This is a genomic window from Pseudomonas sp. GW821-FHT09C09, assembly GCF_059418105.1.
This window is the reverse complement of record NZ_JBWKPF010000006.1, coordinates 105,534-130,438: the sequence shown is the minus strand read 5'-3', so window position 1 is coordinate 130,438 and position 24,905 is coordinate 105,534. Positions and strand designations below refer to the sequence as shown.

Annotated in this window: 21 protein-coding genes; 9 read left to right on the top strand and 12 right to left on the bottom strand. The window is 58.8% G+C overall.

The features are described from left to right. Nucleotides 1–5: 5 nt before the first annotated feature. Complete coding sequence (locus tag AC07NR_RS20300; protein ID WP_305836174.1) at nucleotides 6–836, top strand: alpha/beta fold hydrolase; 831 nt, start codon at nucleotides 6–8, stop codon at nucleotides 834–836. Nucleotides 837–874: 38 nt separating this feature from the next. Here the strand turns inward: AC07NR_RS20300 and AC07NR_RS20295 are convergent, their stop codons facing one another. Then, complete coding sequence (locus tag AC07NR_RS20295) at nucleotides 875–1,267, bottom strand: GFA family protein (RefSeq protein WP_248738976.1); 393 nt, start codon at nucleotides 1,265–1,267, stop codon at nucleotides 875–877. Between the two features lie 108 nt (nucleotides 1,268–1,375). On the opposite strand from AC07NR_RS20295, the gene AC07NR_RS20290 reads away from it, so the two are divergent. Then, complete coding sequence (locus tag AC07NR_RS20290; RefSeq protein ID WP_495079278.1) at nucleotides 1,376–2,524, top strand: GGDEF domain-containing protein; 1,149 nt, start codon at nucleotides 1,376–1,378, stop codon at nucleotides 2,522–2,524. A gap of 37 nt (nucleotides 2,525–2,561) precedes the next feature. Beyond that, complete coding sequence (locus AC07NR_RS20285) at nucleotides 2,562–3,233, top strand: class I SAM-dependent methyltransferase (protein WP_495079277.1); 672 nt, start codon at nucleotides 2,562–2,564, stop codon at nucleotides 3,231–3,233. Between the two features lie 5 nt (nucleotides 3,234–3,238). On the opposite strand, the gene AC07NR_RS20280 is transcribed toward AC07NR_RS20285, so the two are convergent. The 3 genes from AC07NR_RS20280 to AC07NR_RS20270 form a co-directional block, all read right to left on the bottom strand. Then, nucleotides 3,239–4,393: an NnrS family protein gene (locus tag AC07NR_RS20280; RefSeq protein ID WP_495079276.1), complete on the bottom strand. Its 1,155-nt coding sequence runs from the start codon at nucleotides 4,391–4,393 to the stop codon at nucleotides 3,239–3,241. A 2-nt stretch (nucleotides 4,394–4,395) separates the two neighbouring features. Next, on the bottom strand, nucleotides 4,396–4,644 hold the full coding sequence (locus AC07NR_RS20275) for a transmembrane sensor/regulator PpyR (protein WP_495079275.1): 249 nt from the start codon (nucleotides 4,642–4,644) through the stop codon (nucleotides 4,396–4,398). Between the two features lie 166 nt (nucleotides 4,645–4,810). Then, a complete protein-coding gene (locus AC07NR_RS20270) occupies nucleotides 4,811–6,157 on the bottom strand; it encodes an FG-GAP repeat protein (RefSeq protein ID WP_495079274.1) in 1,347 nt (448 codons plus the stop codon). 148 nt (nucleotides 6,158–6,305) lie between these two features. On the opposite strand from AC07NR_RS20270, the gene AC07NR_RS20265 reads away from it, so the two are divergent. Together AC07NR_RS20265 and AC07NR_RS20260 are read left to right on the top strand one after the other, a co-directional pair. Continuing rightward, nucleotides 6,306–6,809, top strand: coding sequence for a VOC family protein (locus AC07NR_RS20265; RefSeq protein WP_495079273.1), 504 nt, complete (start codon nucleotides 6,306–6,308; stop codon nucleotides 6,807–6,809). A 35-nt stretch (nucleotides 6,810–6,844) separates the two neighbouring features. After that, nucleotides 6,845–7,675, top strand: a complete 831-nt coding sequence (locus AC07NR_RS20260) for an AraC family ligand binding domain-containing protein (protein ID WP_495079272.1) — start codon at nucleotides 6,845–6,847, stop codon at nucleotides 7,673–7,675. A gap of 126 nt (nucleotides 7,676–7,801) precedes the next feature. On the opposite strand, the gene AC07NR_RS20255 is transcribed toward AC07NR_RS20260, so the two are convergent. The 4 genes from AC07NR_RS20255 to AC07NR_RS20240 all read right to left on the bottom strand — a co-directional run bounded on the left by AC07NR_RS20255 (nucleotide 7,802) and on the right by AC07NR_RS20240 (nucleotide 13,727). Beyond that, a complete protein-coding gene (locus tag AC07NR_RS20255; protein ID WP_495079271.1) occupies nucleotides 7,802–9,739 on the bottom strand; it encodes an immunoglobulin-like domain-containing protein in 1,938 nt (645 codons plus the stop codon). Between the two features lie 161 nt (nucleotides 9,740–9,900). After that, the gene (locus tag AC07NR_RS20250) at nucleotides 9,901–10,272 is read right to left on the bottom strand and encodes a DUF6124 family protein (RefSeq protein ID WP_248738967.1); all 372 of its coding nucleotides are present in this window, start codon (nucleotides 10,270–10,272) and stop codon (nucleotides 9,901–9,903) included. Nucleotides 10,273–10,895: 623 nt separating this feature from the next. After that, on the bottom strand, nucleotides 10,896–13,172 hold the full coding sequence (locus AC07NR_RS20245) for a YVTN family beta-propeller repeat protein (RefSeq protein ID WP_495079270.1): 2,277 nt from the start codon (nucleotides 13,170–13,172) through the stop codon (nucleotides 10,896–10,898). Between the two features lie 183 nt (nucleotides 13,173–13,355). Beyond that, the gene (locus AC07NR_RS20240; RefSeq protein ID WP_495079269.1) at nucleotides 13,356–13,727 is read right to left on the bottom strand and encodes a DUF6124 family protein; all 372 of its coding nucleotides are present in this window, start codon (nucleotides 13,725–13,727) and stop codon (nucleotides 13,356–13,358) included. A gap of 612 nt (nucleotides 13,728–14,339) precedes the next feature. On the opposite strand from AC07NR_RS20240, the gene AC07NR_RS20235 reads away from it, so the two are divergent. After that, nucleotides 14,340–18,002 carry a hypothetical protein gene (locus AC07NR_RS20235; RefSeq protein WP_495079268.1) on the top strand — a complete coding sequence of 1,221 codons (3,663 nt, stop codon included), beginning with the start codon at nucleotides 14,340–14,342 and terminating at the stop codon, nucleotides 18,000–18,002. Between the two features lie 53 nt (nucleotides 18,003–18,055). Here the strand turns inward: AC07NR_RS20235 and AC07NR_RS20230 are convergent, their stop codons facing one another. Next, entirely contained in the window at nucleotides 18,056–18,643 is a 588-nt protein-coding gene (locus tag AC07NR_RS20230) for a LysE family translocator (RefSeq protein ID WP_495079267.1), read from the bottom strand. Nucleotides 18,644–18,785: 142 nt separating this feature from the next. Here AC07NR_RS20230 and AC07NR_RS20225 point away from each other — a divergent pair, with 142 nt between their 5' ends. Next, nucleotides 18,786–19,571: a type 1 glutamine amidotransferase domain-containing protein gene (locus tag AC07NR_RS20225; protein WP_495079266.1), complete on the top strand. Its 786-nt coding sequence runs from the start codon at nucleotides 18,786–18,788 to the stop codon at nucleotides 19,569–19,571. On the opposite strand, the gene AC07NR_RS20220 is transcribed toward AC07NR_RS20225, so the two are convergent. Beyond that, the gene (locus tag AC07NR_RS20220) at nucleotides 19,549–21,786 is read right to left on the bottom strand and encodes an ATP-binding protein (protein ID WP_495079265.1); all 2,238 of its coding nucleotides are present in this window, start codon (nucleotides 21,784–21,786) and stop codon (nucleotides 19,549–19,551) included. The two genes, AC07NR_RS20225 and AC07NR_RS20220, sit on opposite strands and share 23 nt — an antisense overlap. After that, a complete protein-coding gene (locus AC07NR_RS20215) occupies nucleotides 21,783–22,388 on the bottom strand; it encodes a biliverdin-producing heme oxygenase (protein WP_423205383.1) in 606 nt (201 codons plus the stop codon). Before AC07NR_RS20215 ends, AC07NR_RS20220 begins: the two co-directional genes overlap by 4 nt. 273 nt (nucleotides 22,389–22,661) lie before the next feature. Between AC07NR_RS20215 and AC07NR_RS20210 the strand changes: the two genes are divergently transcribed. Continuing rightward, a complete protein-coding gene (locus AC07NR_RS20210) occupies nucleotides 22,662–23,282 on the top strand; it encodes a LysE family translocator (RefSeq protein ID WP_114882264.1) in 621 nt (206 codons plus the stop codon). Here the strand turns inward: AC07NR_RS20210 and AC07NR_RS20205 are convergent. Further along, complete coding sequence (locus AC07NR_RS20205; RefSeq protein WP_493091688.1) at nucleotides 23,279–23,692, bottom strand: VOC family protein; 414 nt, start codon at nucleotides 23,690–23,692, stop codon at nucleotides 23,279–23,281. The genes AC07NR_RS20210 and AC07NR_RS20205 overlap by 4 nt on opposite strands. A 109-nt stretch (nucleotides 23,693–23,801) precedes the next feature. On the opposite strand from AC07NR_RS20205, the gene AC07NR_RS20200 reads away from it, so the two are divergent. Beyond that, nucleotides 23,802–24,884 carry a bifunctional transcriptional activator/DNA repair enzyme AdaA gene (locus tag AC07NR_RS20200; RefSeq protein WP_495079264.1) on the top strand — a complete coding sequence of 361 codons (1,083 nt, stop codon included), beginning with the start codon at nucleotides 23,802–23,804 and terminating at the stop codon, nucleotides 24,882–24,884. The last annotated feature ends 21 nt before the right edge of the window (nucleotides 24,885–24,905 follow it).

Sequence of the window (24,905 nt, the reverse complement as noted above, 5' to 3'; positions counted from 1 at the left end):
CGAACATGGGCTATGTCACAACGAAAGACGGCGTCGAAATCTTCTACAAGGACTGGGGCCCGAAAGACGCCCCGGTGATCCACTTCCACCACGGCTGGCCGCTGAGCTCGGACGATTGGGATGCGCAGATGCTGTTCTTCCTCGCCCAGGGCTTCCGGGTGGTGGCCCACGACCGACGGGGTCACGGGCGTTCCAGCCAGGTCTGGGACGGTCACGACATGGATCACTACGCCGACGACGTGGCGGCGGTGGTCAATCATCTGGGGACGCAGAAAGCCGTGCATGTCGGCCACTCCACCGGTGGCGGCGAGGTGATTCACTACATCGCCCGACATGGCGAGGATCGGGTTTCCAAAGCCGCGATCATCAGCGCAGTGCCGCCGCTGATGGTGAAAACCGAAAGTAATCCGGGTGGTCTGCCAAAGTCGGTGTTCGACGATCTTCAGGCCCAACTGGCAGCCAATCGTGCGCAGTTCTATCACGATGTGCCGGCCGGTCCGTTCTATGGCTACAACCGGCCGGGGGCCAAGCCTTCGGAACCCGTCGTCCTCAATTGGTGGCGTCAGGGCATGATGGGTAGCGCCAAGGCGCACTATGACGGGATCGTCGCGTTCTCCCAGACCGACTTCACCGAAGACCTGAAAGGTATTTCGATTCCGGTGCTGGTGATGCACGGCGATGACGACCAGATCGTTCCGTATGAAGACTCCGGTGTGCTCTCCGCCAAACTGCTGAAGAACAGCACGCTGAAGATTTATCCGGGCTTCCCTCACGGCATGCCGACCACCGAGGCGCCGACGATCAACGCGGATCTGCTGGCCTTCATTCGCGGCTGATTTTATTGGCCGGGGTCAGGCGCCATACCTGCCCCCGGCTACTCTTCGGTTCTCCCCGCCCCCTCGCGATTACCCACATAGTGTCTGGCCAATGGAAACGCCGGCAGCCAAGACTCGCGACGCACCGTCCAGAGCTCATAAGTCGGCTGCAACTGATCGGGCGCATCCAGCGCGCCGAGACTGACCTCGATTTCATCACCACTGCGCCCGAACACCGACGATCCACAGCGCGGACAGAAAAACCGCCCGGCGTAGTCACGGGTTTCGCCGGTAATGGTCACCGCCTCCGCCGGAAAGATCGCCGCCGACGCAAACAGCGCGCCATGGTGTTTGCGGCAATCCAGACAATGGCAAACGCCAACTCGCCAGGGTCGGCCCGTCGTTTCAATCCGTACCGCGCCGCACAGGCAACCGCCGGTCAGTCGATCCATGGCACACCTCCCGCAAAATGGAATATCCGGTGAGTGAAAATAGCAGCGCACTGGGGGAACGCTTACAATCGTGGCCCATTACCACCATTCAGACAGACCACTCCATTCATGGCGCTCGACCCCCTTACGATGTTGACCATTTCCACCGCTCTGGCAGCGGCGGCTGCCCTTTACCTGGCGGTCGAATGGCGCAGCATCCGCGAATCCTCGTTGCTGTTCTGGAGCGCCGGTTTCGCCACCATCACCGTCGGTTCGAGCCTGGCCCTGCTGCGCGCCAACGGTTATCCGCTGATTGGCATCTGGTTCGCCAACGGCTTGCTGGTGGTGGCTCACTGGCTGTTCCTGCTGGGCGTCGCGCGGTTTACCCAGAGGTCGTTATCGCGAGCCTGGTACTTGATGTTCCTCGTGTGGCTGGCGTTGCTGCTGTTACCGGAAGATCCGTCGTGGTCGAAGATCATGCTGGTGGCCAACTCGCTGCTGGTTGCCGCGTTGATGCTGCGAGCCAGTCTGTTGCTGCGCCCTCACGGCAAGTCGCTGAGCATCGGCGCCGTGCAACTGCGTTATGTGCTGCTGATCCACGGCGCGTTCTATTTCACCAAGGCGATCATCGCGGTGATTCCGGGCACTTTGATCGATCTGGCGTCGCTGCGCGGCGAGATCATCCAGGTCTCCCTGGTCGAAGGCGCGATGGCAATCATGCTGATCGCGCTGTCGATGACCGGCACCGAGCGCTACCGCCGGGAAAAACAGATCGCCGAACTGGCCGCCCGGGATCCGCTGACCGCGCTGTACAACCGCCGCGCCCTCGAAGTCCGCGCGCCGCGTCTGCTCGATCAAGTATCCAGCTCTCGCCCCGGCGCCCTGCTGCTGATCGACATCGACAACTTCAAACTGATCAACGATCTGTATGGCCACACCGCCGGCGACCGCTTGCTGATTTCGCTCAGCGAAATGATCCGCTCGCAGTTGCCTCAGGGCGCGCTGGCGGCAAGGCTGGGCGGTGACGAATTCGTCATGTTGCTGGGCGATGCTTCCCACGAACAGATCATGGTGCTGGGCAGCGAGCTGCGTGAGCAGTTTCAGGCGATGACTGCGCAGGCCTACATCACTCCTGAAGCCGTCACCTTGAGCATCGGCGCCAAGGTTTTCGACCAGCCACCGGCCAGCCTCGCGGCATTGATCGAACAGGGTGACAGCGCGCTCTACGAATCCAAGCGCGGCGGACGCAACCGGATTCGTCTGGCGGACTGCACCTGACCTATCCTTGCCTGCATCCGCTTTCTTGGAGTTCGCCATGTCCTCGCCTGAATCCATCCTCCTCCAGAGCTGGAGCCACAACGCTCAGGCCTGGACCGAAGCCATCCGCAGTGGCGCCATTGAAAGCCGCCAACAAGTCACCGATCAGGCGATTCTGTTGGCGGTGATGGGGCGCCAGCCGGAGCGCGTGCTCGATCTGGGATGCGGCGAAGGCTGGCTGTTGCGGGCGCTGGCCGAACGCGGGATCGAAGCAGTTGGCGTGGACGGTGATGCCACGCTGGTCGAGGCCGCACAAGCGGCGGGATCGTCTCCAGTGCACGTCGCCAGTTATGAAGAGCTGGTGGAAGCAAAAGTCGACATCGGCCATGGCTACGACCTGATCTGCGCCAACTTCTCCCTGCTGCATCAGGACATCATCCCGCTGCTCGCCGCCATGAACGCCCTGCTCGTGCCCGGCGGCGCGCTGGTGATCCAGACGCTGCATCCATGGTCGGTGGCCGCGGGTGATTATCAGGATGGCTGGCGGGAGGAAACCTTCGACGGGTTCAAAGGCCAGTGGCAGCCGATGCCGTGGTATTTCCGCACCTTGTCCAGCTGGCTGAATGCGCTGGACATGGCCGGGTTTCAGTTGAACAGTCTGCGCGAGCCGCAGCATCCGCAAAGCTCCGTGCCGCAGTCGTTGCTGATGATTGCCGAGCGTCGCGGCTAAAGAATCTACAACCTCGGTTTGAGCAGGATCCCGGTGTAATGCCGTAAAAACAGCGCGAACCCCGCGCACCAGAGCAACACCGACAACCCAAGCCCCAGACTGGAAAACGGCACCAGCAACACCCGGCAACCCGCCGCGATCAACACCAGTGCAAATCCAAGCACCACGCCCTTCGCCGGTTGCAACAAGCGGCCAGTGTGACCGAGGCTGACTCGCGCAATCATCGCCAGAATCAAGCCGCCGACACCGCCAACGGCCAGCGCATGAGTCGCCAGACTTTGCTGGCCGAGCAGCCCCAGATGCCACGCTGCCATGGCCCAGATCGCCAGCGCCATCCAGCCGTAAGCCAGGTACAACGACCAGAGCAACGGCACCCTCCACATCCCGCGATCATGCCAGCGGATCAGCCGCAGTATCTGCAAACTGCCGGTGAGCGCAAACAGCGCTGCCAGCCACAGCCGGGGTGAATTATTGAGACCCGCCGCAAACGTGATCGCCGTCAGCAGACTGCCGATCAACAGCAATCGCGTGGGCAACGGATGGGCGGCCGGCGCCGGTGGACGGTTCAAGCCGCGCTGGATGAAAAACGGAATCACCCGCCCGCCAATCACGGTTATCAGCGCCGCCACCAGCCACAAAGCGCCCAGAACACCCTGGCGTTGCAGACCTGCGTCGTCGTTGTACAAGCCAATCAAAGTCAGCGCCTGACACCCCGCCATCAACCCGAGCACCAACACAATCGGGTAGTTATCACGTTTGCGCGCGGCGACCAGATCCCGTGCCAGCACCACCGCCAACAGGGGCAGAAATGCCCATTGCAACGCGAGGATCAATCCAACGGGCAACGGCATCCACCACACCACTCGACCGAGCAGCCAAACCGACACCAAAACGATCAACGCCCCGCCGCGCACGCCGGGAATCCCCGTCCAGTTGGGCACCGCCGTCAGCAAAAAACCGGCAACGATTGCCGTCGCGAAACCGAACGGCATTTCATGCCGATGCCAGGCGAGCATGCCGCCCGCCGGTTGCAAGTCGAACCAATGGCCGTAAAGCCACAGACCCCAGATCAGGATCGCCAACGCGGCGAATCCGGCCCCGGCCAGAAACAGCGGCCGGAAGCCCAGGCTGAACAGCGGTGCATTGGCGAGTCTGCGCATGTTCAAGCCACCACGGCGGCATGATGCCGGCCCAGCCGATATTGCGACAGGAGCCGCATCACGTAGCCGATTTTCAGCAGCGTCGGACCGATGATGGTCATGGCGTGCATCGCCACCAGCAGCGCAATCGGCACGTGGCCCTGATAAAGGTAGGCGCCGTAGATACCGGCCAGCAACATCACCAGACCGGCGACGAGGATCTTGCTCGACAGGTGCAGAACGTTCAGCGGATTCTCGAAGAAAGTGAACATTTTTTCGTACTCCTGAGCGGATCAGTTTGTACGATTGATGTATCAACTCTTGTGCCAGTTTTTTTATCGTTATAAATCAGCTGCATAATCCAAAAGAAGTCATTATGACTCCACCCAGATAGAGTCATATTGACTTCCATGTTTGTCATAAAGACAACAATCGTCTTCAGGGTTGTTTTGCGTAAGCCCCTCTGAAATCAGAGAACTCACCGGCACCCTCCACTTGCACCGCTCCGTCGAGCAGGCGCAGACGATAGAGCGGCTCGGCGAGCTGATCCTGACCAATCACCAGATTGCCCGCCTGCAACGGCCATTGCCGGGTTTCCTGGCGGGGTGGTTTTCCCGCCTGCGTCACAGCCATCTGGATGGACGCCTGCTCACCCGCGCCCTTCTCGGTGGCCGGCGTAATCTTGATCGTCAGCCACGCCGATCGCCCGTCCGACGCCATCATCACGTAACGTCCCTCACGCTGATCGCCCGTGGGCGTCTGAAACTTTTGCGGTGCAACCCGGAAAGCAGTCGGTCGCGCTTCGAAGATCAGGGACTTGTCGCCGTTGTGCCATGTTCCGCCCTGAAAGCCGTGCTCATCAGGCTCACCTGCCACGTACCAGTCGCCGGTGACACGGCCCTGAGCATCCAGCTCATGCAGCAGCACGGCTCCATCATCGTAGGTTTCGCCCACCAGCCGGATCGGTTGGCCATTGCCCGTTTTCGTATAACGAACCTCGCCAATGTAGACGCCACCCAACATCTGCCACCACAGCTCGAATGCGATCCTGCCGTCGAGCTTGCCCCGCAGCATCACCGGCGCTTCACCCACCGGTCCTTCAAGGCGACGCTGCTCCAGCCATTTGCCGTCCTTCAATTCCCGCTGGGTGACATCGTTATAACCCGCCGGCATCAGCGGACTGCCTTCGGACGGCCGCTGCGCGACCTCGACTTTTTCGGCCACCTTGACCGGCGAATTGTCCTGCACCTGCCAGTTGATAGTCTGACGCCAGCAGCAACCGCTTTTCGAATGAGTGACGAGCAGTCGAGCAGTGGAATCGACTTCGAACAACCCCAGATACGGTTCGCGAGTCAGCGCCGACAACGCCTTGTTCAGTACCAGCACCGGGCTCGACGGATCGAACAGATAGACGTCATAGGAAGCTGCCGCGTAGCCGCCGTCATTGCCGTTACGGATTGCCAGATCCTGATGCCCATCGAAATTGAAGTCGCCAAACACCAACAGCCGTTGTTCGTCACATCGCAATATCCGGGCCGAATCGTCAATCGGAATCAGATCCGTAGCCTCGACAGCATCGATGCGTTGCAAGACTTCGCCACTGGACTTGTCGCGCAGGGTGACTTGCGCCGCCACCGGTTCGAAGTTCTGCGTCGGCAGGTGGTCGACTTTCACATCGATGCTGTAGCTGTTTGCCGGATCGGTGAGCTGGCAGCTCAGCGGGTCGGCACTGGCCGAAGCGGCGCCAAACAGGCAGAGAAAAAACAACGCACGAGAGACAGACATGTTGCAGAGCATCCTTGCGGCAAAATCGGGGCGGCAAGTCTAACGACAATCGTTTCTAGGCGCACTTGTCGATCTATGGTGCCTACGCCCTGCCCCGGACTGACTACGCTATTAATCCAGCGTGTCCAACCTGCCGAGGATGACTGCCATGCAACGCTTTCAAAAACTGACACCCTGCCTGTGGTTCGACGATCAGGCCGAAGCGGCGGCGAAGTTTTACTGCTCGATCTTCGACCACTCGAAAATCACCGCCCTCACCCACTACGGCAAGGCCGGCCAGGAGTTTCACGGCCGCCCCGAAGGCTCGGTGATGACCGTCAGTTTCGAACTCGACGGCCAGACATTTACCGGGCTCAATGGCGGGCCGGTGTTCAAGTTCAATGAGGCGATTTCGTTTCAGGTCAATTGCCAGAACCAGGAAGAGGTCGACCATTTCTGGGGCAACCTGTCTGCCGGCGGCCCGGTGGAGGCGCAGCAATGCGGCTGGCTCAAGGACAAGTTCGGCGTGTCGTGGCAGATCGTGCCGGTGGCGTTCATGCACATGATGACCGACGCCGACCAGAGCAAGGCCCAACGGGCGATGCAGGCCATGCTCGGGATGAAAAAGCTCGACATCGCCGAACTGGAGCGAGCCTTCGCCGGCCAGAGCTAATACACTCGGGCACTGGCCTGCCGAGAACCCCAACAATGAAAGTTGCCGCCAAGAACCCCGAACAAGCCCCGCGTTTCTGGCGCGACAACGCCCTGCCCTTCATCGAGGCCCGGGCCATCGCCGATGGCCGCGAGGTCTGCTACTCACGACACTCCCACGCGCACTTTTCCATCGGCGCGATCACCGCCGGGCGCAGCACCTATGTGCATGAGCAATCCTCGTTTGAAGTGGCGGCCGGCACGGTGGTGCTGATGAATCCGGGGGACGTCCACGCGTGCAACCCGATCGATGATCAGCCGTGGTCGTATCTGATGTTGTATGTGGAAACGCCGTGGCTGACCGATTTGCAGCATCAGCTGGGGTTCAGTGCGGACCTTGAGTTTCGGCGGTTTTCCGATACCCATTTGAATGATGCTCGCCTGTTTCGCGACTTGAATGCGTTGTACGCGATATTGGTCGACGAGCAGCAAGACGTGTTGCGCAAACAGAGCGCAGCGGTAGAGTTCTTCAGCGACCTGCAACTGCGCCTGAACCCCATCGCGCAACCGTTGCGCGAGCCAAACTTCAAACTCGAACGCGCCGCCGACTTCATCCGCCAGAACTGCACCGACCTGCTCAGCCTCGACGACATCTGCGCCGCTGCCGAGCTGTCACCGTCCTATTTGATCCGCGCCTTCAAACAGCACTTCGGCATGACGCCCCATGCGTTTTTGGTCAATCAGCGTATTCAGTTTGCCCGCGAGTGTCTGCGGCGCGGGCAGTTGATTGCGGACGTGGCGCTGGAGGCCGGGTTTGCCGATCAGGCGCATTTTCAGCGGGCGTTCAAGCAGCATCTGGCGGCTACGCCGGGGCAGTATCGGGGGTGAAAACAAAAACGGCCCGCATTGCTGCGGGCCGTGAGGGATAACCGGCAAAGTCAATGGTCATGAATTTGCCGTAGGTAAATAAATGCGTCCCCTTTTACTCTCCGTCCCCTTTTACTCTTTTTACTTCTAATTCAATCGTACCGCCACGGCACTGGGCCCCTGCCAACTATGAGCGAACGACTCTTGACTGTTGCCGAAGTACACCGTCCAGAAGTGATTGACCAGTGGATAACCTTCATACGTCCAGAACGGATGGGTTCGCATCCATCCCAGCACGACATCCGGCTGTCCCTCTGGACGATAAGTCGCATGCAATGCATGAAGCTCTGCACGAGAAGGTAATCTCCCACCAAGGCTTTGAGCCATTGCCGCCGCATTGTTCATGATTTGTGCACCCCAACTGGCGGCATGGTAATAGATGACCACCCCAGAAACAGAAACCGTATGACTTGCTCGCATGCCTTTACTATCTTGCACGGTCATTACGGCCTGACCGTTTCCGACCGCCCGGACTTTTCCGTTACGATCTATGTCTGCCACACCCGTGTTACTGGAAAAGAAGTCATAAGGGGGAGTGCCACCCTCTGGCACCTGAGTGTAAGTAGCAGTTGGGTTCGGATTGGCAGGCGGCCTGTTTTGTGCAACATGATAATTGGATGTAGCCAATGCCCTGTCGGTGCCAAACGAAAGCGGCTTTACCCGTGTTAGGTTGTACGGGCTGGAAACTGGTGAGTTTCCGTAGATCCCCCTGACCGTATAACTGCGCTCGCCTAACGTCGCATCCGCGTGGGTATAAGAGAAAGTACCCGCAGCATTGGCCGTGATCGTGTCGATCAGTGTCCCGTCTTTCAGCACCTGAACCTGTTTACCCGCGCTCGTCTTGCCGCTGATTACCAGCGTGGTTGCCGTGGTCGACCCTCCGTTCTGGACGAGCGCACCAGTGGAGGAATTTTCATTCACTTTTTCGATGACGGGATCAACCAGTGCCTCTGCCTTGATCGTATACACCTGATCCGCAAACTTAGTCGCTGTCGCAAAGTTATTGCTCTTGTCCTCCGATACCCAGAATTCCATCCGCAAACTGGAGGCATCCCTCAATTGGGACAGAAAGCTGGCCGGCAACGGTTTGGGCCAGAACCCCTGGCTGACCCAGGTCGCATTGACCTGACTGGCCCCGCCATTCCAGATCTGCAAGATGACGGTCGAGCCGTCGGGTTTCTGTCCGGTCAGTTTGAGCCAGACCTGCTGCCCCACCGCGATTGCCGTCCATATCAGGCCGTGAATCGTGGCGTCTTTTCCGTTCAGTGCTGTTACGTCCAGCATCCTGTTGTTTGCCTCCGCCTCCACGATGATCGGCGGGTTATACACTTTCTGGTTGGCGGAAATGGTGATTGAAGTCGTTGGCGACACATTGCGGTTGCTCAACTGATCGACCACAGTGGCGTACACCTGATGGGTGCCATCGCCGATCTGTTGGAGTTCGGCGGCGGTCAGGGGGTGTGTGACCGGCTTGGTGGGATCGGGGTTGGTGAACGTGATGCTCCAGGTGCCAATGGTCAAGGTGACCGTGTCGTAAGGTCGTGCGTAACCGACGGTGAGGGTAATGACCGCTGGCTGTCCCGGACCGATGCTGGGCGGATGGCTGACGATGATGGTGGGGGCCGGGTTGTTGAACAGCAAATTGAGGATCGGAGTCGAGTCCTCGAAATTGCCGCTGACTCGGGTCACCCGATAGAACAGGGTGTTTAGGCCGTTAACCAGCCATCCCCATGGCAACGACATCTCGATGGGATCGTTCTCTTCGCCCTTCTTGATAGGTTTGATCACAGAAGTCGCCTGGCCGTTGACGTACAGCTCTACCGAGTCACCCACGGCAAAAGCGGTGGAAAAAAACGTGACCGGATCAATCACCATGTAAAGGTCGGTGGACGGCGAATGAATGCTCCGGGAGATGCCAAGATCGTAAGTGCCGGCCGGAAGCACGTTGGTTTTCGCTCCGGGGATGGCCATCGGATAGAGCTGGAGTAAAGCGCTGACTTGAGATGAAAGGACGAAGCTGCTCATCTTGTACTCCCGACGCGTGGCAGTTTTGATGGAGTTACATCACAGCGCGAAAGGAGTGCACCGTCACCTGTCAGATCTGACAGGTGAGCGTGCTTTCCAGATAAACGGTTTCCAGCACAAACAAAAACGGCCCCGCACAGGGGCCGCTTCAGTTTCAGCACTCAGGGCCGAGGCTCTGCCGCCACCTCCAGATTATCCAGCACCCGATTCACCGCCAGTTCCGCCAGCATGATCAGTTGCCCGATGCCCAGCAGCACATGCCGCTGCGGCGCATCGATCATCCCGGCGAAATCGCTGGCCATGGTTTTGGCAGAGGTCAGGGTTTCGCAGGCGTCGGCCAGCAGTTCTTCGTTCGCGATGCCGGGGGCGATGAGGTAGCGGGAGTTGGGTTTGAGCAGAGGTTTTCTGGGGTGGAACGGGTTGAGGTAGTGGTCGAGGGCGCGTTCGGCGGCTTCGTGGAATTTCTTGGAGTCGAGGGTTTCGTAGGGCGAGGTCGGATCGGTTTCGGGCGGGTTTGGCGTTGGTTTGATCATGGTAAAACTCCCTGATTGATGGAGCTGCCACGGTTCGCTGCGAAACGAAAGGAGGTGACAGCTGTACGCGGGTTCGCAGACCGGGAATCAAGGAACCCGGCATACCCGAAGGTATCCCGCGCACAACCGCCATTACGCGATCAGCCAAAAAAAGCTGAACGGAAACGACGCTCTGGGCGCCTTGATTGATCCGGGCTGCGAAACCCGGTCGCTGATTCGTCAGCGACCGACACACGATAGAACCCGACCCCAAGGCCCACAAGCCGGCGGATTCTGGCGGATGCGTAGGCAAAGGCGCAAGGCGTTGTGGCTTGCCGGAAGCATCCTTAAACACCTTTAAACCCAAGGCTCGCCACGTTCACGGATACAACAGCATGGTAAATAAATGCGTCCCCTTTTTTCGTGAACAGTGAATCGCAGACGGTTGGGGAGGTGCAGACCTTGGTTGAGTTGATTCAACGCACCTTCAATGAGCGGCAGGAGTGGTTTGAATAATTGCGCAAAAAGGACGGACTTAATTTAATAAATCCGTCCCCTTTGTTATTGGTCCCCTTTGTTATTGCCCTTTGTTGTCCTTGTTCCTGTAGCGACGGGTGGCTGCGGGCCGTGAGGGTAACGGGCGATTAATTAGCAGCAACAATTAAGAGGGTGTTACTCAAAGCAGTAGCGATGTAAAGACGGGTGCCATCCGGATGTATAGCGATCCCTAGGGGGGCATTTCCGACGGGGATGGTCTTGATAACCTTGAGACTCCGGGTATCAACCACCGAGACAATATGGTCTCTGTTATCAGTTACGTAGAAACGGGAGCCGTTCGGATGCATAACGATATATATCGGGTAGGCCGAGATGATGCCGGTATCGATGACCGACTGATTCCGGGTATCAATCACCGAGATTGATCCGTTTCCGGACTCAGTCATGTAGATATGATAACCATCCGGATGAATAGCGAACGCTCGCGGGTTCTCCCTGTCGGGGATGGTCTTTATTACCGTGAGACTCCGGGTATCAATCACGGAGACGGACCTTCCGTAGAAATTAGCAACATAGGCATTAGTGCCGTCCCGATTAAAAGCGATCCCGGCCGGGTTTTTCCCTACGGGGATGGTCTTGATGACCGACTGACTCCGGGTATCAATCTCCGAGATTGCACCATTTTCTGTGAAACTAGATACGTAGGCGTGGTAACCGTTCGGATGAAAAGCGATATCGTACGCGCCGACCCCGAGTGAGAGGGTCTCGATGACCGACTGACTTCGGGTATCAATCACCGAGACTGAGTTGTTGTTCCGATTAGCCACGTAGGCTTGGGTGCCATCTGGACGAATAGCGATCCCATTCGGGAGTTGCCCTACTGGAATGGTCTTGATGACTGTCTGACTCCGGGTATCAACCACCGAGACTGAGTTGCTCTCGGCATTAGACACGTAGACATAGGAGCCGTCCGGAAGAATAGCGACCAATCCCGGGTACTTTCCGACTGGAATGGTCACTTCCCGGTCGACGTACATTACTCTGACGTCCGATTCTTGCCCGTTGCCATATTTGGCTTTGGCGATGAAGCGGTGAACCCCCGGCACCAGACTGCTGACCGGGTGCGTCCAGATCCCCTTGTCACTGGCAGTGGCTTCCCCTGTTGAGGTCCTTTCATCGAGCACATCGACCTTCTGGTTAATGGCGGCGGTACCGGTCAGCACTACGCTGGTTTCGAAGGTGGAGCCATAGGGGGGAATGTCCACGCCGCTTGGTGAGCCCTTGACCGAACCAATGTCTGGTTTCTGGTCTACCAAGGCTTCGACGCTGTAAACCTGATCCGCAAACTTCGTCGCCGTCGCAAAGTTGTTGCTCTTGTCCTCCGATACCCAGAACTGCACCGTCAGTGTCCTGCCGTCTCCCAGTTGCGCCAGATAGCTGTTAAGCACTGTCTGCACATATTTGCCCTGACTGATCCAGGTCGGATTAGTCCGCGCCGGCAGGCCGTTCCAGAGTTGCAGGTCATGCGCGCTGCCGTCGGCCTTGAACCCCAGCAATTTGAGCCAGCATGGCTGGTCGTCAACCATGCCCGTCCAGGTCAGCACATGAATCGTGGCGTTTTGGCCGTTCAGTGCTACCACGTTCAGCACCCTGTTGTTCGCCTCCGCCTCCACGATGATCGGCGGGTTATACACTTTCTGGTTGGCTGTAATGGTGATTGAAGTCGTCGGCGACGCATTGCTGTTGCTCAACTGATCGACCACCGTGGCACTCACCGGATGGGTGCCGTCACCGATCTGCTGAAGATCCGTGGTCGTCAGGGTGTAGGTGACCGGATTGGCTGGATGGACGTAGGGAATTGTTTTACTCCACGTCCCTATGATCAGCGTCATCACGTCATATTCGCGTGGATAGTTGCGCGTGAGGGTGAACGTGGCCGGCTGCCCCGGGGCGATGCTGGGTGGGTGGCTGACCGCGATACCGGAGGCCGGGTTGTTGTACAGCACGTCCAATATCCGAGAGTCCTCGTAATTCCCGCCCAATCGCTCCACCCGGTAAGACATCTTGTTGATACCGTCCCTCAGTAATCCCAGTGGCAGATACAGCAATATCCGTTTGGTCTCATCACCCGGCAAAACGGTTGCACCCGTGGAAGTCGCGATGCCGTTTAACCACACCTTCACGCTATCGTAAGCAGCAAACACACCGCCCAAAGCGCCTTTTGGCGAACCGGCCAACATCGTCCACGGATCAATCACGATGGCCAGGCCTGCGGGCGCCGGAGGAGGTGCCGGATAAATGGACTGAGGCACTCCGAGATGGGCATATCCCGGCGGCTGCACATTTTGTGTCGAGCCGGGGAGATGCAAGGGATCCAGCGCCAGCGCTGCATCAGCTTCCAGTGAATTGATGTTGATGTTCATTTTGTTCTCCAGGCACCGGCGCAAGCCATATCGGAATGGAGCCTCATCACACCGTTAAAGGAGTTGATCGTCACCTGTCAGATCTGACAGGCGAGATGGGTTTCAAGACGAATGGTCATCCGTTAACAGTTTTCCCTCAGACGAAAAAACGGCCCCGCGAAGGGGCCGTTTCAGTTTCATCACTCAGGGCCGAGGCTCTGCCGCCACCTCCAGATTATCCAGCACCCGATTCACCGCCAGTTTCGCCAGCATGATCAGTTGCCCGATGCCCAGCAGCACATGCCGCTGCGGCGCATCGATCATCCCGGCGAAATCGCTGGCCATGGTTTTGGCAGAGGTCAGGGTTTCGCAGGCGTCGGCCAGCAGTTCTTCGTTCGCGATGCCGGGGGCGATGAGGTAGCGGGAGTTGGGTTTGAGCAGAGGTTTTCTGGGGTGGAACGGGTTGAGGTAGTGGTCGAGGGCGCGTTCGGCGGCTTCGTGGAATTTCTTGGAGTCGAGGGTTTCGTAGGGCGAGGTCGGGTCGGTTTCGGGTGGGTTTGGTGTTGGTTTGATCATGGTGAAGCTCCTTGATGGCGGAGCTGCAACCGTTCGCGGTCAATCGAAACAGGTGGCAGCTGTACGCGGGTTGACCGACCGGGAATCAAGGAACCCGGCATACCCGAAGGTATCCCGCGCACAACCGCCATAAAACGAACAGCCACGAGAGCTGAACGGAAACGGCACGCTGGCGCCTTGATTGAGTCGGACGGTCAAGCCCGATCGCTGATTCGTCAGCGACCGACACACGATAGAACCCGGCCCCAAGGCCCACAAGCCGGCGGATTCTGGCGGATGCGTAGGCAATGGCGCAAGGTTGCGTGGCCTCACGGACACAAGCTTCAACACTATTCAACAAATTACGTTGATTTGAACCGGTACGACAAAACCCGCGCTCCCGGTTGAAGGGGGCGCGGTCTTTTACCATATCTTATCGCCAGCAACATCTCAGACAATTAAAACAGTCTCCTCCCCTTACTCTTGCCCTCTAAAGAAACACTTCGAATTCCAATCCATACCCTCTTCCCGCTTTATCGCATTACTCTAAAAACCTATTTACTGAACAAACACAACTTTCACAAAAAACCACCACACCCTGTTTATTTCAAAATTTAAAATGGATTCTTAATCATGAAGCCAATAGACAACTACGCTCACAACTCCGCCAATACGCTTCAGAAACAGAAAGTAATGGAGTGCATCACAAACTTCATTGATGATACATATGCTGTTTCACGTCTCGATTGGGCATGGAACGATATTCTTGTTCCGTGCGTGGAGGGCAGCACGTTTGATCAGGCTCATCGCAACGGCAAAGTGTCGTTATCAATACTCCTGCGCCATGACGAATTAATCTTTGTCCGTGCAAGACGCAATATTCCGGACAATGCAATTTTTCTGGTTGACGAGGCGGGGCGGCTTCACTTCAGTTATCGAAATATGATCTCCAGCAATGATCGGCTGGCCACAGTATATGTCTCCCCCCAAGACATCACTGGCGATGTCGCTGGTCTGGCGGACTTCGACACCACCCTCCAGCTGTTGGCCAGGGTCGCCGCCTCAAGTGGTGGCCGGATTGTTTCGGGTGATGAGATCTGCCTCGGCCAGTGGCTGCGTTTCAACGGATTACAAGTACCGGACAACGAGCAAGATACCCGCGGACTGCTTGACCTGCTGAACTTCTCGACATTGCCCCTCCCACCCAAGTACGGCAACTATTGGGAACTGCTGGACACCCCCGACGATTCTCCTTTCAAACTGGATGAAAACGCCCGGATGATCATTCACGAGGTGACACGGCACTACACTTGGGAAGACGACATACTGGTACACATCTACGGCAGCGATCTGATACGCGAGAGTGCCTCGGCTGGGAACCTGCCAACCAGTACGGACTATCGTATCCAACGCTTGATCGAGGACACGGTATGGCGCTCCGGGCGAGCGAAAGAATACCTGGCCAAACTGGACTGGTTTCCCGGGGAGACAAGTAAAAAACCGGCACCCGAACTGATAGAACAGCTATTGATTGCGGTTCTGCTGCTGGACCTTGATCCGGAACTCGACGCAGCCAACACCCACTTCGCCGGGTTCGATCTTTACGCCAAACGTTTCTTCATGAAACACCCAGGCGATGTACGAGAACAACTGGAAAAACACCTGGTCGATAATCTCGGACTCAACAGCCTGCTCGCCCCGCTGGTGGCGGAAATGGTGCTGGCCGGCATGGCGCCTGAATATCTGTTCCCCGACTGGCCGTCCGGCCTGGAGATAGGCACGCCGGCCTGGGTGGTCGCTGCGCAGGCGGTGCATCTGGTCGAAACGCTGGTTCCCGGAGTCAGCCGAAAAATGACTTATCAACATCTGATGGGGTTCAGTCAGTCGGCAAAGACGCTCGCGCCACTGGCAGCATTGAAGGCAGAGGATTCGGTGGATCCGATCGTGTCCTGGGCCTGGATGAACGGTCTCATCAAGCGAGATGCATCAGGCAGCCTCCGCCCGGAAGACGTCGAGCACGCCATACGCGAATACGATCGGTACATCGACATGGTGCTGGAAGCCACCGAACAGTTTTCCAGACCGCTTCCCGATCGCAGACAACTCGCATTGCAAGAGTTGAAATCCCTGGAGCCCAATTGCAACCCAGACGAACTGCTGGTGAAACATCGCGGCAGTGGCGGTGGTGCCGGCAGGAAGGTATCGGTGCTGGATCTTTACATGGGGGATGAGCTTCACACTCAAGACTGGGACCGCATCAAAGGCACCAGTATCTACAAATCCTTTCCGGAGCTGCCCTTTCTGTCGCCCGTTGCCGAACTTTATGAAACAGAAACATCCCGCAGCTTCAATGCCATTGTCGAAGGCCTGAGACGCAGCGCCCAGATCGCCATTTCAAAAGTGTTTCTACAGGATTCGGAATTTTTCAAACAAGCTGCAATTGGCGTTTACTGCGTTCAGAAAATCAATGTCAAACCCGAAAGAACCAACGGACGCGGTGGTGTCAGCCCTGCCACCTACACCCCGGGCGAAACGGGGCGTTACGGCATCATTTTGTGCGCGCATCACGACCACATCATCAAATGCTTTGAGTTGTTTCCATTGCGCATGGAGTGTCGCTACAACCCGGAATTGAAAACCTTCTTTTCACCGCTGGTTTCCGGAGGCGACTTCAATCTCGACACTCGATTCGTCGATCAGAAACAAATGACAAACGTCCCTGTCGATCTGAGAGCCTACTTAAAGAACGTAGTACCCTCGGGCGGCATCAAATGGAGAATCAACGTACGCAAGATCGGTGTGCTTGCTGCTGCCAGCGCCAACTCCCACGGCTACGATCCGATTCCCTCTTTCAGCTCTGAACGTATAGTGGAGCTTGCGAGCCTGATCGCCGAAAAGAACCCTTACATCACCGAAAGCGAGATTCACCAACTGGGTCTCAATCAAACCGTACGGGAAGAGGCGATTGAAAAGACCGAAGCCATCTTCAACGTGATTCTCAACCTGATCATACCCTTCAAGGGGTGCGTGGAAGGGCTGACGTCAGGAGATCCAAAAAAGCAAAGTGGTTCGATTTTCGACTGTATAGTCGACGCAGCCGTACTGGCCATCACCCTTTTCGCCGCCCCTGCGGGCATTGCCGCAGCCGCCAGCAAAGCTGCGACAATCGCCGGTAAACTGCTGTCGGCTTCACGGGCATTGGCAAAAACAATCCTGAGCTTGTTCAACCCGCTGTCAGGATTGCCGCAACTGCTGAAGGCCGGTGGCAAACTCATTGGCCGAAGCGTGACAAAGCTTGGCGGGCACGCCGTCTCTCTTGCGCATCAGGCCAAGGAGCAACTGCGAATACTGAGCGGCGCAAACAGCTATGACCTTATCAAAGCCCTTGATCACACCAGCTCGGCTGCACAAGTGCGGATGTCGCTGGACACGGTGGCCCATGGGCGAGCGTTGCTCAAGACCGATGCGATCAACACCGCTCAGCATATTGTCACGCATCTGAGCGACAAGAACTTCAAACTGCCCAGAGGCGTTACCGAACCAGAATGGCGGCACCTGGCGAACAACGCGGTCAAGGAAACCGCGTACCAGTCGAAACAGGCAGGCGATCTTGAGTCGCTGATCGGTCGACAGGCACTGGAAGAGTTAACGGAGGCGTTCGTCAAAGGCCATCCTGTCCAGCTCAACGATGCGCGCAGCACTGTGCAGGGCTATACCGAAACACTGGCGGTGCTGTACGAACTTGAAAGCAAAAAAGCCAGGTATATGAAGGGCTATCAGCAAAACATTCTGAAACTGGATCTGGGCAAATCCCCATACGACGACGTGATGCCCGATTCGCTGTTCAATCCCCATGGCTATACCGATCCTTCGCAACGAGCGACCGCCTGGATGTTGAAAGGCTCGACCTCCAACGGCAACGACTTCGACAATGTCCTTGGCGTGTTGCGCGAGTATTCAGCGAACAAAGCCTCCCTGACCGACCCGAATGTGATCCGGGACATCCATCGCAAACTGGTGCCGGAGGCTGTCGGACGAGTGCGCGACGCCGGGGCACCAACCAAGTACGGCAGCAGCCCTACCGGATTCGCCTTGCTCGAACAGCACCTGAAAAACCTGAATCCAAGCCATCCGCACTTTGATAAACAGGTGTTGGGGGCTGTAGTCGGCTTCCAGGGGTTCGGTGACGGAAACGGCCGCACCGCCAGCGCTTTGTATTCAGTCAGTCAACTGCGGGATAACCGCTTCACGGCCATGCCACCCCACGTATTCAGGGAGCTCAACGGCATTTTCTGAGAGTTCTCGCATGAGTTGAACTCAGGTCCGTACTACGCTTTCCGGAGTACGGATCAGGGCAACAGCAAATACACCGCACTCACCGCCAGCAACAACGCCATCACCCGATTGAACAAGCGCATCCCTGCCGGGTTGCCGAGATAGCCGCGCAAGAACGTCCCGGCATACACCCAACAACCCACCGACAGATAACAGATCACCAGATACACCGCCGCAAACTGCCACACCAGCCGCGCCTCGCCATCGGCCACGAACGCGCCCATACCCGCCACACAGGCCAGCCAGGCCTTGGGATTGAGCCATTGCATGACTGCGCCGTAGAGCATCGATGGCGCCCTGCCCGACTCTCCCGTATTCAACTGCCCGTTATCGGTGGCCAGTTTCCAGGCCATGAACAGCAGAAACGCCACCCCGGCCAGCTGCACTATACGGGTCAGCGACGGCCACAGCGTAAGCACTTCATGCAGCCCCAGCCCCATCAACACCAGCAACAACACAAACCCCAGCGTCGCCCCCGCCACATGCCGTTGGCTGGCACGAAAGCCGAACTGCGCCCCCGAACTCAACGCCACGATATTCACCGGCCCCGGGGTAATGGACGCGGCCAGGGCAAACGCCGCCATCGACACAATCAGACTCATCGCACACCTGCTTCAAATCGAGGAACAAGGCGCTCAAGGTAACCAGCGCCCTGCCCTTGGGTATTGAACGAAATTACCCCCACACGCGCAGACCCACTACGCTCTACGTCAGTGACCACTCTCGACCAGGAAGTCGCCCTCGATGATTCTGATTCTGTTGCCAGCCGCCGATTACGACCCCACCGAAAGCAGCGTGCCCTGGCAGGCCATGCGCGATGCGGGCATCGAAGTGCGTTTTGCCACCCCCCAAGGCTTGCCCGCTCATGCCGATCCACGGTTGGTGGACATCGGCTTCGGCCTGTTGAGTTCGATGCTGATGACGCGCAAAGCCGATCTGGACAGTTACGCGAAAATGATCGAGTCCGAGGAGTTCAGGCAGCCACTGGCGTATGCCGATGTCGACACGAATCAATTTGAAGGTCTGCTGATTCCCGGTGGTCATGCCAAAGGGATGCGTACGCTCCTGGAGTCCACACAGGCCCAGCAGATCGCCCTGCAATTTTTCAAGGCCGAAAAACCCGTGGCAGCGGTGTGTCATGGCGTGTTGTTGCTGGCCCGCACGCTCGACCCCGACACCGGGCGTTCGGTGTTGTTCGGGCGCAAGGTTACGGCATTGCTCGCGGCAACCATGGAGCTGCCGGCGTGGCTGATGACCGCTGCGTGGCTGGGGCGCTACTACCGCACCTACAAACAGACGGTCGAGGCAGAAGTGAAAACCGCACTGGCCAACAAGGCCGACTTCATACGCGGCCCGCTCATTGCCAAACGCGACCAGGCAGAAAACCCGCAAATCGGTTTTGTGGTGCGCGACGGCAACCTGCTCACGGCGCGCTGGCCCGGCGACTGCCATCGATTCGCCGCCGAATGGGTGGCCCTGTTGCAGGCCACCCGACGCGAACCGGTACTCAGTCCAGACGAGGCACAGTGAAGCGGAATTCACTGCCCTGCCCCGGCTCGCTCTCGGCCACGATCCGCCCGCCATGGGCTTCGACGATCCCCTGCGTGATGTACAGGCCCAGCCCGGTGCCGTTCGGGTTGCCTTCCTTCACCGTCCAGTAACGGTCGAATACATGCGGCAAGTGATCCTTGGGAATGCCTTCGCCGCTGTCGCGCACCGTGAAGACGATGTCGTCACCAACCGATTTGGCATACACATCAACCGTGCCCAGACGCGGGGTGAACTTGATCGCATTGCCGACCAGATTCGACAGCACCTGAAACAGTCGCTCCGGGTCGGCATGGATGCTCAGATCGGGATCGGCCTCGAACGAGATGCTGATGTCCTTGTCCAGCGCCAGCGGCGCGAGCAGTGACTGCGCCTCTTCGAACATCTGTGCGACATCGAGTTTCTGCGGCGCGATGGTGTAGCGGCCGGCGTCGATTTTCGAAGTGTCGAGCAAGTCTTCCAGCAGCGTGTTCATGCGCCCGGCGGCTTGCTGCATGGTGTCGATGGCGGTGGAGATGCGCCGCGAAGTGTGCGGGCCGTCCGAGCTGAAAGCCTTTTGCATCATGCCGCACAGCATCGAAATGACCGTCATCGGATTGCGCAGATCGTGGGAAACCACCGCCACCAGCTCATCGCGGGCGCGCACCGCTTCCTGCTCGCGGCGCACCTGGCGGGCCAGGTCGTTTTCCAGCGCCGAACGGCGCAGGTCGTTGGCGGCAAACAGATCGCCGTGGCTCCATTTGGTGGAGATCCCGGCCATCTCGACCTTCCAGATTTCGAACGAAGTACGCGGGCGCAGACGCAGGCCGGCGTCGGAGTTTTCCAGGTCCAGCGGCTTGCGCGGGTCGCCACTCCAGTTGATGTTCTCTTTGACTTCGGGGCGGAACCACAGCACGCCGTTGTCCACCGGTTTGGGCAGGCTCATGGCGAGCACGCCGCTGGCGACCTGCTGATACTGCGCGGCCGGCGGATAAACGCTGGCCAGGTGATGACTGGCAAACACCGGCTCGCCGCGCTCCTGCAGCCACTTGTGCAAGGCACGAATCTCGTCTGGCTCCGGGCAATTGCCGTAACGGTGCAATTGCTTGTCTTCGATGATCGCGATGCCACCGGCATTGGCCAGCGCCATCAGGACCTGCGGCTGGTTGGCCAGGCCATCGAAGACGTTCTGCGGCGAATCGATCATCGCCTGATTAAGCAACGCCAGCGCTTCGACCTTTTCCTCCCGTTGACGGCTGACTTCCAGCGCTTCCATCGCACTGATCTGCAACGACAGCACCTGGCCGATGGTCTGGCACGCCGTGCGCAATTCGTGGGGCACGTGCAACGGCTGACGGTTGCCGCAACTGATCAGGCCCCAGAGTTTGTCGCCCTTGAGCAGGGAAATGCTCATCGAAGACAGCACGCCCATGTTCTTCATGTACTGGCAGTGAATCGGCGACACGCTGCGCAGCGTGGCGAAGCTCAGGTCCAGCGGGGTCTGGGTGTCCGGGCGCAACTTGGGCACCAGCGGCACCGGTTGGTAGTCGGCATTCGGAATGATCCGCAGCCAGTTGGTGCGGTACAGCTCCCGGGCCTGCTCGGGGATGTCCGAGGCCGGGAAGAACAAGCCGTTGAAAACTTCCATCGACGGGTCGGACGCTTCGGCGATGACCTGACCGTGGCCCTCCTCTTCGAAGCGATAGATAAGCACCCGGTCGTAACCGGTCATGGCCTGGATTTCCTTGACGCTGATGTCGTACAGCGCCTGCAGGCTCTGGGCCTTTTGCAGGCGCGCGAGCATCCGCCCCAGGTGGGTTTCAGTGCCGGCGACGTTGCGCGGCTGGAAGTTTTCGACGTGGATTTCCAGCTCCAGGATCAGCACATCCTGATGCCGATGCAGCAAGCCTTCGAACGCGGTGCCGTTGAGGCGAAAGTGCAGCGGCGGCGCGTCGGACAGGGTCGGTTGCTGCAAGGCCTCGCGAACCTGCGCGGCGTGGGCATCGCCGATCAGGCTTTGCAGCGGCTGGCCGATCAGTTCCTGTGCCGGGCGTGCAAGCAAGGTCTCGACGTTGGCGCTGATCTGGATGATCGAAAGCTCGGGCTCGCTCAGGGTCAACAGCAGACCGTGGGGCTGGATCGCGCCGGGAAAGCGGATCGGCTCGTCGGCGCAGTTGGCCAGCAACTCTTCAAAGGCTTCTTTGTCTTGCGGGGTCATACCAGAACCTCCTGGCTTTCGAGCCAGCGCTCGAAACAGCTGAATGTGGTGTGGGCGGCCGCCACGACGGCTTCACGCTCGTCGGCGTCCATCGGGCGGCTGCCCAGGTATTCGATGAAATCGCGCCAGCGCCGGCCGGTGGCGGCGCCGTAGATGTCCAGAAATGCCGCGCCGTTGTCTGCGCCAAGGCTCAACCGTGTGGCGATTTCCCGGCGCAGGATCTGCCCGCCGAGGGTCGCGCCTTCGAGCACGTACAGCACGCCCAGACCTGCAGCGGCGGAGTCGATGACGGGCAACTGGCGGCAGATTGAAAAAGCCTCTGGATTTGCGCCCAACGCTTGCAGATCGCGATGCAGGGTCGGCGCCTTGAGGCGCGAAACCAGATCGAAATCGGCGGGGATCGCGCCGCTGTCCTGCATTGCGGCTTCCAATGGCTGGTAAAAGCCGTAGTAGGCGCGCATCAATCGCTCGAAAGCGTGCAGATCAAGGGTATCGGAGAAGAAAGGAAGGCGTTTTTCCAGTGCGATGTGCAGTTCGGCGGTACCGGCTCGCAGGTCCTGCAATACCGGTGGTACATGAACCTCGCGGGCCTTTGCTTGCATGTAGTCGCTCGTACAGTGGGCCGCCTGGGGCCATGGGGGAATGGAAACGCGTGGCGCGAAAGCTTACACGGCAATTGTCCTTTCTGACCCGGCAGATAATTTTTTCTGGCGGATTCATCACCCTGTGACGGTTTCAGAGTTGACGGGGCGGAAGAAAGTTCGAACGGATTCACACCCGACCATCGCTGTACCGCGACTCCGCAGCCTGACTGTACGGTTCCGGCCTGCCGCCAGCGTGATAAAAATAGCCGTCCCGCCACCGGAGCCCGTGCCATGGATCTCGCCACCCTTTCCCTGTTTCTGCCCGCCTGTTTCGCCTTGAACATGGCACCCGGCCCGAACAACCTGCTGTCGGTCAGCAACGCCACCCGCTATGGCTATCGTCGCGCCTGCGTGGCCGGGGTCGGTCGGCTACTGGCGTTCGCCGGGATGATCGCTCTCGCGGCGGCGGGGCTGGCGGTGGTGCTGCAAACATCCGAGTTGTTGTTCTACGGGATCAAGATTGTCGGCGCAGGGTATCTTCTGTATCTGGCGTGGCAGCTGTGGCGGGCGAATCCTGCCGCTGAAGACGCCATTACCGCGCCGGCGAGCGGCCTGCTGGCACTGGCGCGTCAGGAATTCCTGGTGGCAGCGGGTAATCCGAAGGCAATCCTGATCTTCACCGCTTTCTTGCCGCAATTCGTCGACCCGAACCGCGCCATCACCCCGCAGTTCATGCTGCTGGGCGTGCTGTTCCTGCTGCTGGAATGGATCGCCATCAGCGCCTACGCCTACATGGGCCTGCACATGCGTCGCTGGTTCGCCGAGCCGCGCGGCAAACGGATCTTCAATCGCTGCTGCGCGGGGCTGTTGTCGGCAGCGGCTTCGGTGTTGCTGATGGCCAAGCGCGCCTAGGCTTCGGACGGGCCTTTGAGTTCGACCTGGTTGCCGTCCGGATCAAAGCAGTACAGCGACAGGCCGTTGCCCTCGGCACCGAAACGGGTGGCGGCCTTGTCGACGGTCAGACCGCAGGATTGCAAATGGCTGACCAATGCCTCTTCATCGAACGGCTCGATGCGCAGGCAAAAGTGATCGACATTGCGCCGTTCGCTGCCGGCAGCGGCGCCGCCCTTACGGCCGATTTCGCCGTCAAGGTCGACCAGATCGATCATCGACGTACCGGCGCGCAGGTGCACCAGACCGAACTTTTCGTTGCGCTTGACCACTTCGGCGCCGAAGACCCGGTCGTAGAAATCAATGCTGCGTTGCAGATCGGCAACGCGCAGCACGATGTGATCGATGTGGTGAATCGTGAACGGTGGCATACCTTCATTTCCCGAGTTGTAGCGACCCGATCACTGTAGTGCAGCGGCCCGAAAATTCACTGTCGATTTTTCGGTGGAGCCATCGAATAACTGGTTTTATCCTCGGCCCATGAACATACAGACCGCTGTCCTGCCCCCTCACGCCGAAATGGTTCGCGCCATGCTCGCAAGCGACACTGCCTATGAAGGCGTGTTCTTCACGGCCGTGAAAACCACCGGGATCTTCTGCCGCCCGACCTGCACGGCGCGCAAGCCGAAACCGGAAAACGTCGAGTTCTTCGCCCACGCTGACGACTGCCTGTCCGCCGGCTATCGCGCCTGTTTGCGCTGCAAGCCGCTGGACGCCGCCGCCATCGCCCCGGACTGGGTGCAACGGCTATTGAAAGCCGTGGACGCCGATCCGGAGCTGCGCTGGAGCGACGCACAATTGCTCGCCGAAGGCATCGAACCACTGAAGCTGCGGCGCTGGTTCAAGCAGCATTTCGGTATGACCTTCCATGCGTGGCTGCGTACCCGTCGGCTCGGCGTAGCCTTGGGCGGGATCAAACAAGGCACCTCCATCGACCACGCGGCGTTCGATTCCGGTTATGAATCCCTCAGCGGTTTTCGCGACGCATTTCAGAAGTCGTTCCACATCACGCCGGGCCGTGCGGCGGCCAGCGAGCCGCTGCTGTTCACCCGCCTGACAACGCCGCTGGGGCCGATGATCGCCATGGCCGAGCGACGTGGGCTGGTGCTGCTGGAGTTTCTCGACCGCCCGGCGCTGACCCGGGAAGTCGAAGAACTGCAAAACCGCTACGGCTACGTGGTCGCGCCGGGACACAACGCGCATTTGCAGCAGATCGAAAACGAACTGGCGCTGTACTTCGCCGGCAAGCTGAGCGAATTCAGCGTGCCATTGCATCTGCCCGGCAGCGAGTTTGCCCGTCAGGTCTGGGCCGAACTGCGGCAGATCCCCTACGGCCACACCAGCACTTACGGCACCATCGCGGCGCGGCTGGGCAAACCCGGCGCCAGTCGCGCGGTGGGTCTGGCCAACGGGCACAATCGGCTGTCGATTGTCGTGCCGTGCCATCGGGTGATCGGTGCGGACGGCTCGCTGACCGGCTATGGTGGTGGGCAACCGCGCAAGGCGTTTCTGCTCAGACTGGAAAACGCTGCCGTGCAAATGACGCAACCGCTGGCTTTCTGAACGACGACAAGAAGGGATTTC